Origin of the sequence: Lutibacter oricola (assembly GCF_900106565.1) — a bacterium.
In the GTDB taxonomy this organism is placed as follows: Bacteria; Bacteroidota; Bacteroidia; order Flavobacteriales; family Flavobacteriaceae; genus Lutibacter; species Lutibacter oricola.
The window spans coordinates 1-16,020 of record NZ_FNNJ01000012.1 but is presented as its reverse complement, the minus strand read 5'-3'; the positions used below and the strand labels follow the sequence as shown (position 1 = coordinate 16,020).

The 16,020-nt window shown below is 30.6% G+C and carries 14 protein-coding genes and 2 tRNA genes; 6 read left to right on the top strand and 10 right to left on the bottom strand.

Going from position 1 to position 16,020, the window contains the following annotated elements; translation table 11 throughout:
- Window positions 1-23: 23 nt before the first annotated feature.
- The 9 genes from wecB to BLU40_RS15525 form a co-directional block, all read right to left on the bottom strand.
- The gene (gene wecB / locus BLU40_RS15565; protein ID WP_090125775.1) at window positions 24-1,115 is read right to left on the bottom strand and encodes a non-hydrolyzing UDP-N-acetylglucosamine 2-epimerase; all 1,092 of its coding nucleotides are present in this window, start codon (window positions 1,113-1,115) and stop codon (window positions 24-26) included.
- Between the two features lie 3 nt (window positions 1,116-1,118).
- Complete coding sequence (locus tag BLU40_RS15560; RefSeq protein ID WP_090125772.1) at window positions 1,119-2,603, bottom strand: oligosaccharide flippase family protein; 1,485 nt, start codon at window positions 2,601-2,603, stop codon at window positions 1,119-1,121.
- A 32-nt stretch (window positions 2,604-2,635) separates the two neighbouring features.
- Complete coding sequence (locus BLU40_RS15555) at window positions 2,636-3,916, bottom strand: nucleotide sugar dehydrogenase (protein WP_090125765.1); 1,281 nt, start codon at window positions 3,914-3,916, stop codon at window positions 2,636-2,638.
- 253 nt (window positions 3,917-4,169) lie between these two features.
- Window positions 4,170-5,147, bottom strand: coding sequence for an SDR family oxidoreductase (locus BLU40_RS15550; protein WP_090125762.1), 978 nt, complete (start codon window positions 5,145-5,147; stop codon window positions 4,170-4,172).
- A gap of 1,362 nt (window positions 5,148-6,509) precedes the next feature.
- The gene (locus BLU40_RS15545; RefSeq protein ID WP_090125759.1) at window positions 6,510-7,817 is read right to left on the bottom strand and encodes a sugar MFS transporter; all 1,308 of its coding nucleotides are present in this window, start codon (window positions 7,815-7,817) and stop codon (window positions 6,510-6,512) included.
- An 8-nt stretch (window positions 7,818-7,825) separates the two neighbouring features.
- Complete coding sequence (locus BLU40_RS15540; protein ID WP_090125757.1) at window positions 7,826-9,877, bottom strand: tetratricopeptide repeat-containing sensor histidine kinase; 2,052 nt, start codon at window positions 9,875-9,877, stop codon at window positions 7,826-7,828.
- A gap of 104 nt (window positions 9,878-9,981) precedes the next feature.
- Window positions 9,982-10,689 (bottom strand): M15 family metallopeptidase, encoded by a 708-nt coding sequence (locus BLU40_RS15535; RefSeq protein ID WP_090125754.1) that lies wholly within the window; start codon window positions 10,687-10,689, stop codon window positions 9,982-9,984.
- Window positions 10,686-11,120, bottom strand: coding sequence for a GNAT family N-acetyltransferase (locus BLU40_RS15530; RefSeq protein WP_090125751.1), 435 nt, complete (start codon window positions 11,118-11,120; stop codon window positions 10,686-10,688). The genes BLU40_RS15535 and BLU40_RS15530 overlap by 4 nt, the downstream gene beginning before the upstream one ends.
- Window positions 11,121-11,155: 35 nt before the next feature.
- Window positions 11,156-12,328, bottom strand: a complete 1,173-nt coding sequence (locus BLU40_RS15525; protein ID WP_090125748.1) for a carboxypeptidase-like regulatory domain-containing protein — start codon at window positions 12,326-12,328, stop codon at window positions 11,156-11,158.
- A gap of 152 nt (window positions 12,329-12,480) precedes the next feature.
- On the opposite strand from BLU40_RS15525, the gene BLU40_RS15520 reads away from it, so the two are divergent.
- From BLU40_RS15520 to BLU40_RS15500, 5 genes are all read left to right on the top strand, one after another.
- Window positions 12,481-12,723 carry a hypothetical protein gene (locus tag BLU40_RS15520; RefSeq protein WP_090125745.1) on the top strand — a complete coding sequence of 81 codons (243 nt, stop codon included), beginning with the start codon at window positions 12,481-12,483 and terminating at the stop codon, window positions 12,721-12,723.
- Window positions 12,714-12,911: a type II toxin-antitoxin system RelE/ParE family toxin gene (locus BLU40_RS17805; protein WP_245729961.1), complete on the top strand. Its 198-nt coding sequence runs from the start codon at window positions 12,714-12,716 to the stop codon at window positions 12,909-12,911. Before BLU40_RS15520 ends, BLU40_RS17805 begins: the two co-directional genes overlap by 10 nt.
- Before the next feature lie 253 nt (window positions 12,912-13,164).
- A complete protein-coding gene (locus BLU40_RS15510; protein ID WP_090125742.1) occupies window positions 13,165-13,590 on the top strand; it encodes a GNAT family N-acetyltransferase in 426 nt (141 codons plus the stop codon).
- Between the two features lie 56 nt (window positions 13,591-13,646).
- Window positions 13,647-13,719: transfer RNA gene (locus BLU40_RS15505), tRNA-Gly, on the top strand.
- A 63-nt stretch (window positions 13,720-13,782) separates the two neighbouring features.
- Window positions 13,783-13,855 (top strand) — tRNA-Gly (locus BLU40_RS15500).
- Window positions 13,856-13,897: 42 nt separating this feature from the next.
- Here the strand turns inward: BLU40_RS15500 and BLU40_RS15495 are convergent.
- Window positions 13,898-14,542, bottom strand: a complete 645-nt coding sequence (locus BLU40_RS15495; protein ID WP_090125740.1) for a rhomboid family intramembrane serine protease — start codon at window positions 14,540-14,542, stop codon at window positions 13,898-13,900.
- 83 nt (window positions 14,543-14,625) lie between these two features.
- Between BLU40_RS15495 and BLU40_RS15490 the strand changes: the two genes are divergently transcribed.
- A complete protein-coding gene (locus BLU40_RS15490) occupies window positions 14,626-15,516 on the top strand; it encodes a lysophospholipid acyltransferase family protein (protein WP_090125738.1) in 891 nt (296 codons plus the stop codon).
- Window positions 15,517-16,020 lie beyond the last annotated feature (504 nt).

Below are 16,020 nucleotides of genomic sequence, written 5' to 3'. Positions count from 1 at the left end.
AAAACAATTAATATATACTCTACCTATTTAAACAAAATTAATATCTCATCAATAATTCTTTCAGCTGTTTTACCATCCCATAATTCAGGTATCCCACCTTTTTTCCATTTTCCTGCAAATAATTTATCTAAACCAGGTTTTATTTTTTTAGGATTTGTACCTATTAATTCATTTGTACCTAAAGTTATTGTTTCAGGTCTTTCTGTATTATCTCTCAATGTTAAGCAAGGTATCCCCATCACTGTTGTCTCCTCTGTTATGCCTCCAGAATCTGTTATTACAGCTTTTGAATGTTGTACCAAATAATTAAATTCTAAATACCCTAGAGGGTCTACTATAATTAAGTTTGATGCGTTTAAATTTAATTCTTTAATTATTTTAGCAGTTCTAGGATGGATTGGAAATAATACAGGTAGTTGATGTACGTTGTTGACAATTTCAAACATCATTTGTCTAAATTTTTCAATTTCATCTACATTTGCTGGTCTATGCATTGTCAAAACAAAGTATTCTTTTTCTTTTAATTGTAATTCATCAAAGAATAAAGGCTTCTTGAAATTAGGTTTGTTAGCTAATAATGTATCGATCATTACATTCCCTACAAAATACACATTTTTCTCATTAACACCGCTTTTAACTAGGTTTTCATTAGCATTCGTTGAAGTTGTAAAGAAATAATCAGTAATACTATCCGTAACCATTCTGTTTATTTCTTCAGGCATTGTTAAGTCAAACGAACGTATACCCGCTTCAACATGAGTTACTTTTGTATTTAACTTTTTTGCTACAATTGCACATGCCATCGTAGAAGTTACGTCACCAACAACTAATACTAAATCTGTAGGATTAGCAATCAATTCTTTTTCAAAAGCTATTAATATAGAGGCTGTTTGTTCTGCTTGCGAACCACCACCACATCCAAGATTTGTATTTGGATGAGGAATATTTAATTCTTCAAAAAAAGTAGCACTCATTTTTTTATCATAATGTTGACCTGTGTGTACAAGTCTACAATCTATGTTTTCTCCTAGTTCTTTTGCTTTATGTATTGCATGTATGATAGGTGCAATCTTAATAAAGTTGGGTCTTGCCCCTGCTATTAATGTAATATGCATATTTTATTTTTTTATTCGTTGAATAAGTGGTTTTATAATACTTATATAATCTAATTTGAAAAATTTACTTGTAATTAATAGGAATATAGCGTATAACAAAGAACAAACAATCATTTGTAAAAACAATGGCAAGTTCACTGACAAATAAACTTGAAAAGCTTTAACAATTGTTACCATAATTATTCCATGCATCAAAATTACACCAAAACTTTTTAATGGAAATAAATCTAAAAATTTAACTTTTAATAAATCTGAAGATAAATAAACAAAAAAGATAATTTTAACAATATTTAATATTGTTGAATTTAAAGCAATTGCAATTGGTGAATAAAATATTTGAATTAATATGTAATCAAAACTCCAAATAATAATAGCTAATACCATATGAACTATTGCGTATAACTTTGTTTTTCCCATTGCTAAAAATAAAGGAGCAAAAATTATTATATTGAAAAAATTTAAAAACATATTTATTCTAAAGTAAATACTTGATTGTTCATAGCGTTCTGAATATAAAACTACCATTATTTCATTAGCAAAAACAATAAAAAATATAACTAAAGGAAAAATTAATTTTGATGATTTATTCAAAACATTTTGCCAAGTACCTACTAATTTATCAACACCTTTATTTTCATAAAAAACTTTTGAAAACATAGGCATCAAAACTACCGAAGTACTTCCGGTTATCATAGACACAAAAGGTAACTCTATAAACCCATTTGAAAACTCAGCAAAAACTTCCCTACCAAAATATCTGCTAATATAGAATTGATCAGCTCCTTTTATTGCAATCCCCCATATACTTGCCGTTACTAGAGGAATACTATAAGCAAAAATTTCTTTATATCTAAGAGATGTATTTACTTTTTTAATTTTTTTAAAAGGAATCCTTTTAAAAAAATAGGCCATTACAAATGTTATTATTGAAACGATTAACCATCCATAAATTGCAGAAATATAATTCCCTTTAAATATAACTACTGGTCCTACAATAAAAAGAAGCATTAATAATCTTGATAAAGTATTATAAATAGCAATATAAATTGTTCGTTTATATGTTGAAAATATTCCTTCAACACCTAAAGTAGGTAATAAAAATAATGGAATCGGTGAAAAAATTTTCAATCCATAAGACAAATCTGGATTCTTCAAAACATCAGCAATAACACTTGAAAAAAAGAACAAAAAAATAGAAAAAATTAGTCCTGCTAAAAACAAAACTTTATTTACTTTTCTAACGATAGCCTTCCCTTCTTCTATACTATACCTTGGTAAAAAAAAGGAAAAAACACGTGGTAACCCTGCAGAAAACACAATCAACAAAGTAGTATAAACATATACTATCTGCTTATATGTTCCATAATCGTTTTTATCAAAATATCTAGATAAAATAGCTGCACTTAAAATTGACAAAGCAATTGAACTCATACTTCCCATTGCTACCCAAAAAACTTGTACTGTATTATTTGTTTTTGAATTGTTCAATTTAATTTAAAATTAAAGCTACTGTTATATTATTATAAACTTCTATCGGATTCTAATAAAACCCCTTTCACATCGTAAATTATACCATTTTTAACTAACAATGTATTTAACTCTAAGGTTAAAAATTGGTTATGGGCTACGGTTAGTACAATGGTATCGTGCTTAGTTGTTGGTTGTTCGTTACTTGTTTCTAATCCGTATTCGTGCATTACTTCAGCAGGATTTGCCCAAGGGTCGTAAATAGTTACGTTAGTACCATATTGTTTTAACTCTTGTATAACATCTACCGCTTTGGTATTACGTACATCAGGGCAGTTTTCTTTAAACGTAATACCCAATACTAGAATGTTTGCGCCTTTTACCTTAATATCTTTTTGTATCATTAGTTTTACTACTTCAGAAGCTACATAGCTCCCCATAGAATCGTTCATTCGTCGGCCTGCTAAAATAATTTCAGGATGATACCCAACTTCTTGTGCTTTTTGCGCCAAGTAATAAGGATCTACACCTATACAATGCCCCCCAACCAAACCTGGTTTAAATGGTAAGAAATTCCATTTAGTACCTGCAGCTTCTAATACAGCATGCGTATCTATGTTTAACAAATTAAATATTTTTGCCAACTCGTTTACAAACGCAATATTAATATCGCGTTGTGAGTTTTCAATTACTTTGGCTGCTTCTGCTACTTTTATACAAGGTGCTAAATGTGTACCTGCAGTAATTACGGCATTGTACAAGGCATCTATTTCTTTTCCTATTTGCGGTGTAGAACCTGCAGTAACTTTTAATATTTTTTCAACCGTATGCTCCTTGTCTCCGGGGTTGATACGTTCTGGTGAGTAACCGGCAAAGAAATCTGTATTAAAAACCAGCCCTGAAGCTTTTTCCAATACTGGTATACACACTTCTTCTGTTGCTCCTGGGTATACAGTAGATTCATACACTACCACATCTCCTTTTTTTAATACTTTGGCCACGGTTTCACTCGCTTTTACCAAGGGTGTTAAATCGGGCTTGTTATTTTTATCTACAGGTGTTGGTACAGTTACTATATAGTAGTTACAAGCTGCAATATCTTGTATATTGGTACTGCAAAAAAGACCGTTTTTATGGGTAGGCGTTTCAACTAAAACACTTTGTAAAGTTTTATTATCAATTTCTAATGTGCTATCTGTACCTTGCATTAATTCAGCAACACGCTCTGTATTGATATCAAATCCTACGGTTGGAAACTTAGTAGCAAACAAACGTGCTAAAGGCAAACCTACGTAGCCTAAACCTATAATTCCTATTTTAATTTCTTTTTTCATTCCTGTTTATTTGATAATTTACTATTTTCTTCTAACTCTGTTCTCTACACATTTTATTTCAAAAAAAACCACTCGAACTGACAGTTTTTTCTTTGTCGTCATTTTCAATCTAAAGACCTCTAGTCAAGCTGAAGGTGACGTAATTTTACCTTATCTAAATACATATCGACAAGCTCAATGTGTCAATCTTAAATTTACAGAACGTACTTTATTGTTTTCAAGCCTTTCAATTACAGTGCTCACTATTCACTTCTTACTTTTTCAAATTCTCCCAATACCATTTCACTGCTTCTTTTAAGCCAGCTTCTATAGAATACTTTGGTTGATACCCCAACAAACTTTTTGCTTTATCTATAGACGCCAATGAATGTGGAATATCTCCTGCTCTATTAGGACCGTATTTTATGTTTACCTCTTTAATTTTTGGATCGAATTTTCCTAATTCATTTTGTAAGGCTACAATCAATTGGTTTAAAGTAGTTCTTTCACCAAAAGCTGTATTGTATACATTATTTAACGCTGCTGTATTTGTAGTACTTAGCGCCAATAAATTCATTTGAATAACATTATCTATATAAGTAAAATCTCTTGAATACTCTCCATCTCCATTAATTACTGGCGATTCATAATTCATAAATTGAATTACAAATTTTGGTATTACAGCTGCATAAGCTCCATTTGGATCTTGCTTTCTTCCAAACACATTAAAATATCGCAAACCCACAGTATCTAAATTGTATGTTTTTTTAAAAATATCTGCATACAACTCGTTAACATATTTTGTAATTGCATATGGAGATAATGGTTTTCCAATAACATCTTCTACTTTAGGCAAACCTTTAGAATCTCCGTAAGTAGAAGAACTTGCCGCATAAACAAATCGTTTAACCTTTGCATCTCTTGCTGCCGATAGCATATTTAGAAAACCTGATATGTTTACATCATTAGTAGTAATAGGGTCTTTAATAGACCTGGGTACAGAACCCAATGCTGCTTGATGCAGTACATAATCTACGCCTGTACACGCTTTGTTACAGTCTTCAGTGTTTCGAATGTCTCCACCAATTAAAGTAAAATTTGGATGCTCCATTAAATGGTTTATGTTTTCCATTTTACCAGTGGCAAAATTATCTAAACAAACAACTTTATTATCTAATGCAATTAATTCTTCACAAAGGTTAGAGCCTATAAACCCTGCGCCTCCTGTTACTAATACAGTACTATTTTTCATCTATTTCTTTTTCTTTCTTTTCTTAATAAATTTAAAACCTTAAAGGTAACATCTTTCTATATTTAAAAATATAGGTGTCGAACTGTTTATCTTACTGCAAACAAGACACTTACAACAACTACTTATTACTTTTTTAAACCCTAAAATATGAAATATTGAATTCTGGTTAGAACTCAAAAAAAAGTACAGTACAAAACAATATGTTACTTAATTAAGTATTACATATTGCTTAACCTGTTAACAAGGCTTTGCCACTGTTTTTCTTTTCTTACTTTGAGGGTACAAAATACCAGTAATTAGCAATTTAGGTATTTATTTGCAATTTACTTATATTTTCGTTTTTGTTTAGGGGGTTTTTACCCTTTTATTAGTTTTAAAGTAATTTAGAATTGTTTTAAATAGTGGTAATTGGTGGTGCAAGATCTCTCCACTGCAGTTGAGATAACAAACGAGGTAGTCTATTACTGTCATTCCTGCGTAGGCAGGAATCCATTATGAGTTTTACTAATTAGTTTGCTTTTGTTCTTTTCCATTGAGCAGAGTCGAAATAAACGTCTCAACTTGTCATTCTGAGAGCAGCGTAGCGGAACTGAAGAATCTCACGTTTCAACAATAGTGCTACTGTCATTCCTACGCAGGCAGGAATCCATTATGAGTTTTACTAATAAGTATACTTTGTTCTTTTCCATTGATGAAAAGAACCAAAAATCTAGTCTGATGATATTTTCTTTAAAATACTATTCCTTAAAAAAGACATGCGCTGAACTCGCTGCGCTCAAACACCACCGCCTGTTTCTTTTTCTTCGGATGTATTTTCTACTGAAAATTTCATAGGACCCTCTTCATTTTTTTAGGTCATTGAGCGGAGTCGAAATGACCAGCAACCAATAACCAATAACCAAACACCAAACACCAAACACCACCGCCTGTTTCTTTTTCTTCGGATGTATTTTCTACTGAAAATTTCATAGGACGCTCTTCTCTTTTTTAGGTCATTGAGCGGAGTCGAAATGATAGTCTCTACTTGTCATTCTATATGCAGCGCAGCGAAAGCGAAGAATCTCACGTTACAACAATACTAGTACTTTCATTCCGGCACAGGCAGGAATCCACTATAAATTTTACTAATTAGTTTACTTTTGTTCTTTTCCATTGATGAAAAGAACCAAAAATCTAGTCTGATGATATTTTCTTTAAAATACTATTCCTTAAAAAAGACATGCGCTGAACTCGCTGCGCTCAAACACCACCGCCTGTTTCTTTTTCTTCGGATGTATTTTCTACTGAAAATTTCATAGGACGCTTTTCTTTTTTTTAGGTCATTGAGCGGAGTCGAAATGACCAACAACCAGCAACCAACAACTACCCCTTCTGCTTATGCCCCCAAACAGCGAAATACAATATAATGCAATAACAAGGAATTAAAATCCAATAGCTAGAATTACTAGCAACAGCCAATGCCGTTGTTTCTTCTATACCTGAAGCAATTAAAGTAGCCTTAGAACTATCTACCAAATACCCATACAATGGTGGAATTAATGCCCCTCCAGCAATGGCCATAATTAACAATGCTGATGCTGTTTTGGTAAACTTGCCCAAACCTTGTAAAGTTAAAGGCCAAACTGCTGGCCAAACCAAAGCATTTGCAATACCTAAAGCTGCAACAAATAACACGGATGTAAACCCAGTTGTTAAAATAATACATACACTAAATACAATACCCAATACAGCACTTACTTTTAAGGCAGTACCTTGACTTATAATTTTTGGTATTAACACTACGCCTAACGCATACGTTACAACCATTGCTAACAACGTGTATGTTGTAAAATATTTGGCTTCTTCCGCAGAAAAACCAGTTGAAATACCATAGGCTATTATAGAATCTCCTGCAATAACTTCTGCCCCTACATAAACAAATAAGGTTAATACACCCAACCATAAGTGTGGAAATTGAAAAATGTTGGTTTTACCCGTTATCTCTTTTTCATTTTTAGTAGCCTCTTCTATAGGTGAAGCCTCTACATGAGGTAATGGTGCCTTACGTATTAAAACACCCAATATAAATAATACTGCTGCCATTACTAAATAAGGTGTTATTACGCTATTTGCCATGGTATTTAATAAAGCCTCCTTTTCGGATAGTGAAACTTCTGCAATTTGATCATTAACTTTATCAATACCTGCTAATAATAGCGCTCCAAAAATTAACGAACCTAGTGCTCCTGCTACTTTATTAGCAATTCCCATAATTGCAATACGTTTTGCTCCACTTTCTATAGGGCCTAAAATAGTAATATATGGATTCGAGGCTGTTTGTAAAATAGTCATTCCAGTACCTTGTATAAAAATACCCAATAAAAATAACCAATAGGTACGTGCATTAGCTGCAGGAATAAATACCAAAGCACCAATAGCCATTACAAACAACCCTACAGACATGCCTTTTCTATATCCTATTTTTCCTAATAAATAGGATGCTGGTAGCGCCATTAAAAAAAATGAAACATAAGATGCTGATGCCACATAAAAAGATTGCTGATCTGTTAACTGATTGATGGTTTTCATAAAAGGAATTAACGCTCCGTTAATCCAAGTTACAAATCCAAATATAAAAAATAGTCCTGCTATAATTAAAATAGGTCCTAATGTATTTGCTTTTGTATTCATATAGTAATTTATGTTCTAGGTATGGTAAATGTAAAGGTACTTCCTTTTCCTAACTTGCTTTCAACTCCTATTTCTCCTCCGTGTTTTTCAACAAATTCTTTACATAAAATTAAGCCTAACCCACTTCCCTGTTCTGTTGAAGCACTTCCAATAACTGTTTTCTTTTTATCTATTAAAAATAAATTTTTCACCACTTCTTTACTCATTCCTGCTCCATTGTCTTTTACAGAAATATGAATAAACTTTTTCTTCTTTTTAGCAGTTATTTCAATAACACCAAAATTATTGGTAAATTTAATGGCATTAGATAATAAATTTCTAATAATGGTATCTAACATATTGCTATCTGCAGTTACAGTAGTGCCATATTCTATAAGGTTTAAAATATTAATATCTTTATTAATAGCCTGTATTTCTAACAACGTAATAACCTCGCTTGCCAAATCGAATAATTCTATTTTTTTAGGTTCGTAAGCTAATTTACCCGATTGTGAATTTGCCCAAATTAATAAGTTATTTAATAAGTTAGATGCCCTTGTTGAAGAGCCTTTAATTATTTTTAAAAATTTTAACTGTTTTTCGTAATCATACTCCCCAATGTTTTCAATCATTAACTCTGTAAAACCAATAATAGAACTAAATGGGTTTTTTAAATCGTGTGCTATTATAGAGAAAAAACGATCTTTATCTATATTTAACTGCACTAAATTATCGCGTTGTTCTTGAATTTCATAATTCATTTTTTCAATTTGATAATTTTTAAACGACAGTAAATTATAGGCCTTTTTCTTAGATGTTTGCTGGGTAATTACTATAAATAATAAAATGGCAAACACGGTCATAGAACCAACTAAAAAATTAATTATTTTTTTTTCGGTAGCATATTTAACCTCCGTAATTTTGTTTTTATCTTCTAAACTTTTTATTTGATATTCTGATGCTTCAATTTGATGATAGGCATTAAACAATTTTACTTTTTTTAACTTATCTTTTGCCAACAAACTATCATTTAACACTCTATACCTATTTAGGTATTTTAATGCCAAATCTTTATTTCCAATACTCTGGTACGATTTGGCTAATGTTTTACAATTTTCTAATGAATAATCTACATTTCCTATTTTTTCTGAAATAGTTAAACTGGTAATTGCATTTTTAATAGCCTTTTTATAGTTTTTTGAATGCACTTCAGCATCGGCAATATTTAAATAAATTATTGATTTTAAATCTTCATCATTTATTTCTTGCACTAGAACCAACGCTTTTTCAAAATAGCTTATCGCCTTTTTATACTGTTTTAATTGAATATAACAATCTCCTATATTGTTAAAATTAATTGCTAGTCCTTCTACATCATTTATTTTTTGTTGAATTTCAATAGATTTTCTAAAATATTCCAATCCTTTTAAACAATCTCCATTGTCAGATACTGCGTTTCCTAAATTTGTATATGCTCCAGAAATTCCTGCTTCATCATTTAACTCTTTATAAATTTCTAAAGCTTCTGTATATTTTTTTATGGCAAATTCGTAGTTTTCATAATCGTAATACAAACTAGCAATATCAGTTAGGTTTACAGCTATGCCATCTAAATTACCTAAACTTTTATATAAAGCCATAGATTCTAAATAATAACCAATTGCTTTATCTTCATCATACAAATGCATATACCCATAACCAATATTGTTATTAATTTGAGCTAAACTTAAAGTATCTGCTGTTTTTTGGTAAAAATGAGAGGCTTCGATATAATATTCAAGCGCTTTTTTATTGTTATTATTAACCTCAAACTTATAGCCTAAATTGTGAAGTATACTACCTTTTAATAAATCGTTATTGGTATGCTCTATTAATTTATATGATTTGTAATAATAATAAGTGGCAGAATCATTAGGTTCATCTATATAATGTCCTCCTAAATAAAAGCCTAATAAAGCTTTAATACTGTCTGTTGGTTCGTTTAAGTATTGTAATTTTAACTCTTCTTTAGATAATTCTTCTACTTGAGACCAGCCTACAGTTATGGTAAAAAAAAATAGTAAAATAAACTTAACCTTCATGCATTCTTTTTGTGGGGTTTCAAAAAAACAACAGTTTTGCTTGTTGATTTCTAACAAATTAACTTCAAAAATAAGATTTATTTATTAATTAGTGAAATTTTCTACTATTTAAGTAATGGATTAATGTCTAAGACCTGATGTATTTTGTAATTTGAAAGAAATTTTTCAGATAATTTAGTGCCTCCTTTCAGTGTACTTGACTTATATACCGAAGCCAAATCTAACTTTAAAAACTGCTGCAACATAGGCTTAGCTAATGGCAAATAGCTATAATGCCAAGGCTCATATTTAAAACCTTTTCGATTGGGTAAGTTTGTATACACTAAATAAAAGCCATAAAAATTCGCGTTCGCATCCATCCATTGTTTCAGCTTACTATACACACCATTGTTTTCATAATTTTTTTCGAGCAATAAACTAGCTGGTCTTTTTTTTGAACCATCTATAATATCAATATCTGTTCCCCAATGATGGCGAGAGGTTCCAGGCAGTGTAGAATATTCAATTATTTTTTCAACCGTTTTATCGTGTGATAATCCACTTGCTGCATACTTTTTATATTTTCGATTCCAAATATATTGCTGACGGTTAAAACTTCTATATGCTGAAACAATTTCTAACTGAATTCCATCTTTTTTGGCCGCTAACTGCATGGCAGTAAATGCAGTTTTTGTTTCTTGCTGAAGTTTATGTGTATTACCAACCAATGGCAAACCACCCATACCCATTAAAGCTGCTTTACTATATTCTTTTTGAGAATAGCTTTGTGCTACACTACAAACGATGATTAGAATTATATAAATTTTTTTCATACTAAATATTGGTACATTACATAATGCGGACCTATATACTCAATATCAAAAGTAGTACCAACTGTTTTAAAACCTTGTTTTTTATAAAAATTTACCGCAATAATTCTAGCATTACACCATAAACAGTCTATTTTTAAGGTTCTACACTGTTTAATAGCCTTGGTTAACATTTTTTTGCCTGCTCCTTTACCTTGGCAATGTGGCAATGTAGCCATACCACGTAATTGATATTGTTCTCCTTTAAAATTATGGTTTGCTACTTTCATATAACTAGAAACAGCTATTAATTGCTCGTTTTCAAAAGCTCCCAAATGAAAGGTGTCTTTAGCTTCGTCTCCTTCAAACTTAACAGGTTTTGGTACTCCTTTTCGCAATACTTCTTTACGAATAGCATATGTTTCTTTAGCTGAAATATTTCTAACTTCAATCATTTACTATACTTTTTTAGATGCTAGTAACAACCAATCTATTTATTAACTAGCTCGAATTGACGCTCTAACGGAACACCATACCAACCCTCTAATTCTGATTTTATTCTCTTAAAAAACTTTGTGTCTGGTGGCATGCTTAAATTTTTCCAGAAATCTTCATGATATTCTAAATCTATAGAACCCATATCTGTTTGACCTCCGTAATTTCTAACTTTTATTTTCTTTTTATCTGTTTCTACATTTAATACAAAAGCCTCTAAACGATAGGTCATTTTTTCTGCTTCGGTGTTCCAATATTGTTTTGGAATCATACTTCTACCAAACCCCCACTCTTTAGAATGGTAATTTAAATGTAGTTTTCCACTTTTATGTTTTTTATATACATATAATGATTTACCAGATTCTATTCTATAAATACCATAATTATCTAAACCAATATAAAAGGTTATAAATCCCCATCCTTTTTCTGGTGTTCCTTTAACAATTACAACATCTTCACCATCGTAAGAACTATCTCCTATTTTTTTCCATTTGTATTTTTTTAGGTTTGGTTTTTTATCCGATGGTCTTAACGGATTACCACTAGCCATATAATTAATAGAGTGTGTCCATTGTGTTCGTTTCCATATTCTATAATCTGCAGATTTTCTGGCTTCAGCAATTTCAACAGTACCTAAACCATAAGCAGGACCTCTATCTCTTATTTTTATATAATTTTCTACAAAAAATTTAGATTTTCCTCCTTCAGTTGCTGCACGCCTGTACAAAATTTCTAATTTATGCGATGTACTTAATGTGTTTTCTTTTAACTTTTTTATAGCATTTTGAACAATTTCAGCAGGCTTTAAAATAACAACCTCTGTCATTTTTACCACACTTTGCTTTAAAACAATTTTTTGCTCTGATTGATTTAAATAATCTTGAACTTTTATTTTGTAAGGGTTAAAACCCAATGAAGATACCGTTAAACTATCTTGAAGTTCATTTTTAGTAATTTGAATCGAAAACTCACCATCTTCCGTACTTGAAGTTCCTATACTTTTTTCAATAATACTAACTGCAACATATGGTAATGTTATATTTGTTTCATCAAAAATAGTTCCTTTTACTTCAATTTTCTTTTGTTGCGCTGTAACGGTTAGTGTAAACATAAAGGTTATAACTCCTAAACTTAGCACTAAAAATTTTAAACTTCTTTTTCTGTACATTTAGTATTGCTATTTAAATTACTTGTAAACAAATATAACTATTTAAAACACATGTTATAATAACCGTTGGCAACAAGCGATGAAATTCGTTATCATAAGAAATACAATAACTAAATTGAAAATTTTGTATCTTTGATTAAAAGTTTATTAATATGAATTTGGAAGCTCGAAAATTATCATTTATTCAAGAAATTCTTAAAATACAAAATGAGAAAACCATTTCTCGTCTTGAAACCATTTTGAGAAAGGAAAAAACTGTGTTTGAAATTGATGATATTCAGCCAATGACTATGAAAAAATTTAATCAACGAATTGACAAATCTTTGGAAGACTCTAAACAAGGAAAATTAACAGAGATAAATGAATTAATTTCGGAGATTGATAAATGGAACTAAAAATTTATTGGACTGATTTTTCTAAAAAAGAGCTTCAATACATTTTTGAATACTACAAAGAAAATGCAAGTATAAAAGTTGCAAAGAATTTGACTATTGGAATTGCAAAAGAAACATTTAAACTAAAAAAACAACCTGAAATTGGTCAGATTGAGGAGTTACTCATTGATAGACCTAATGAATTCTGATATTTAGTTTATAAGAATTATAAAATAATTTATTGGATTAATAAAAACGAAAACAGAATTGAAATTAATGATGTATTTGATTCTAGACAAAATCCAATTAAGATTAAACGAACTGATTAAAAGCCAGTTGCTAAATTAATTGCTTAAAAATAGCTACAAAGCATACCAAAAACCGTTCTACTTAGTGCTATCCCTATTAAATATTAATTTATTTTCATACTATTGCTATACTATTTGCAAATATCCTTACTTAATGAAAAACCTAGAAATAAAAATAATTACTGCTGAACATATTTTAGATGCACTACCGCTATTAAAAGAACTAAACGAATTTACTGATTCTGAAATTTTAAAAGATAGATTAATTTCTATGTCTAAGCAACATTACGAATGTTTAGGCGTCTATTTTAAACAAGATTTAATTGGTATTTGTGGTTTGTGGCACTTAACTAGACATTACTGCGGAAAAACTTTAGAACCAGATCACGTAATAATTTCTAAGCCATATAGAAGTAAAGGTATTGGTAAAATACTGTTTGAATGGATATACAATTACGCTCAAAGTATTGGTTATGAAAGTATTGAATTAAACACTTATATAAGCAATTTAAAATCTCATGCTTTTTATGAAAACGAAGGTTTTGAAAAGCTAGGTTTTCATTATCTAAAAAAAATATAATTTTATTAAAAAACGTTTGCTATAATGTAAAAGTGGTGTATATTTGCGCAAGTATTGCGAGAGTAGCTCAGTTGGTAGAGCTTCAGCCTTCCAAGCTGACTGTCGCCGGTTCGAGCCCGGTCTCTCGCTCAAAAAAATAAAAACCAAACGTTTTGTTTGGTTTTTATTTGAAATAATTATCACCAACGTATTGCGAGAGTAGCTCAGTTGGTAGAGCTTCAGCCTTCCAAGCTGACTGTCGCCGGTTCGAGCCCGGTCTCTCGCTCAAAAAAAAAGCCTAACTAAAGTTAGGCTTTTTTTATTGCTTTTATTTTAATTTATGTCCAAACAGTAGTAATAACACTATTGGAATTCCTAATAACAAAACTGTATTCATATGCTGCGTAAAAACTGCTGGGTTTACCAATAACATTAAAGCATAACCACCAATTGCCCCTCCTATATGTGCTGCGTGACCTACATTGCCTAATTGCTTTTTCATACCATAAATTGAATACAGTAAATATCCCAATCCAAATATATAGCCAGGAATTGGAATTGGTAGTGGAAACATATATAAAGTCATAGAAGGATGCAATAAAATTGCTCCGTAAATAACACCTGCTACAGCTCCTGAAGCTCCAACTGCACTATAATATAATTCATTTTTATGATAGCTTAGTGTTAAAACACTTCCTGCAAATAAACTTCCGAAGTAAATAATTAAAAATTTAACAATTCCTAATGAACCTATAATAATGGGAGCAAAAATATATAACACATACATATTTAACCCTAAATGAATATAATCTGCATGTAAAAAACCTGAGGTTAACATACGTAACTTTTCGCCTCTGTTTATAGCTCCTATTTGAAATTTATATTTATCAAAAAACAAGCGATCGTTAAATCCCTTTATCGAAAACAATACGTTAACTCCTATTAATATTAATAGTACTTTATCTATATTCATAACTCTAATTATTTATTAAAACGAATGTATAAAATTTTGATGACATTGATTTTAAAAAATTAATCGATATTTGCAGCATATTTATGAATTTACTTGTTTACATTTTAGTATACCCACTTATTTGGTTAATTTCAATTTTACCTTTTAAGTTGCTTTATCTTTTTTCAGATTTCCTTTACACCATACTTTATTATGTTGTTGGATACAGAAAAAAAGTTGTATTAGATAATTTAAAAATGGTTTTTCCAGAAAAAGAAGAAAAAGAACTTCTTATTATTAGAAAACAATTCTACCACCATTTTATAGACATTTTTATGGAAATGATAAAATCTTTTACCATTTCAGAAAAAGAAATGTGCAAACATTATCAATTTCCAAACCTTGAAGTGTTTCATAAGTTGTATAAAAACGGAAAAAGCACCATTTTAGTTGGTGCTCACTATGCTAACTGGGAATGGATTATGTGTTTAAATAATCAAGTAACCTATAAGGGGTATGCTGCTTACACTAAGATTGGAAACCCCTATCTAAATAACTCCATATTAAAATCTAGAAGTAAGTTTGGTGTAACACTAAAACAAACTTCAAAAATTATTAGAGAAATTGAACATAATGATACTAACAACATACAAGCCATGTATGGTTTACTTAGCGATCAATCTCCACAATTAAAAAAGACTCATTATTGGGCTGATTTTTTCGGAGTGAAGGTTCCCATCCATACTGGAGCAGAAATGCTTACCAAAAAGTATGATATGAATTTAGTTTTTATGAATTCAAAAAAAATAAAAAGAGGATATTACGAAACTACTTTTGAGGTAATTACTGAAAACCCAAGAGATTTTAAAGATTATGAACTTACCGACATTTTTTTAGATAAAGTTGAAAAACAAGTTAAAAGTAATCCAGCTTACTATTTTTGGACACATAAACGTTTTAAACACAAAGATAAAGCTCCTAAAGGAAGTATATAGTTGTTGACCGATTTTCAGGTATTACTAATTAAAGTCTAAATAATGGCCACTACTTGTTATTCTAGGTTAAGTTAGAAGTGTGGAGTGAGAAGTGAGAAGCGAGAAGTGAGAAGTGAGAAGTGAGAGGTGAGAAGTGAGAAGCGAGATGTGAGATGTGAGATGTGAGAAGTGAGAAGTGAGATGTGAATTTCTACTTGTCATTCTGAGAGCAGCTTAGCGGAAGCGAAGAATCTCACGTTTCAACAATACAAGTATGTCATTCCTGCACAGGTAGGAATCTATTTTAAGTTTTACTAAGAAGTATACTTTTGTTCTTTTCCATTGATGAAAAGAACCAAAAATCTAGTCTGATGATATTTTCATTAAAATACAGCTCCTTAAAAAAGACATGCGCTGAACTCGCTGCGCTCAAACACCACCGCCTGTTTCTTTTTTTTCGGATGTATTTTCTACTGAAAATTTCATAGGACCCTCTTCATTTTTTTAGGTCATTGAGCGGAGTCG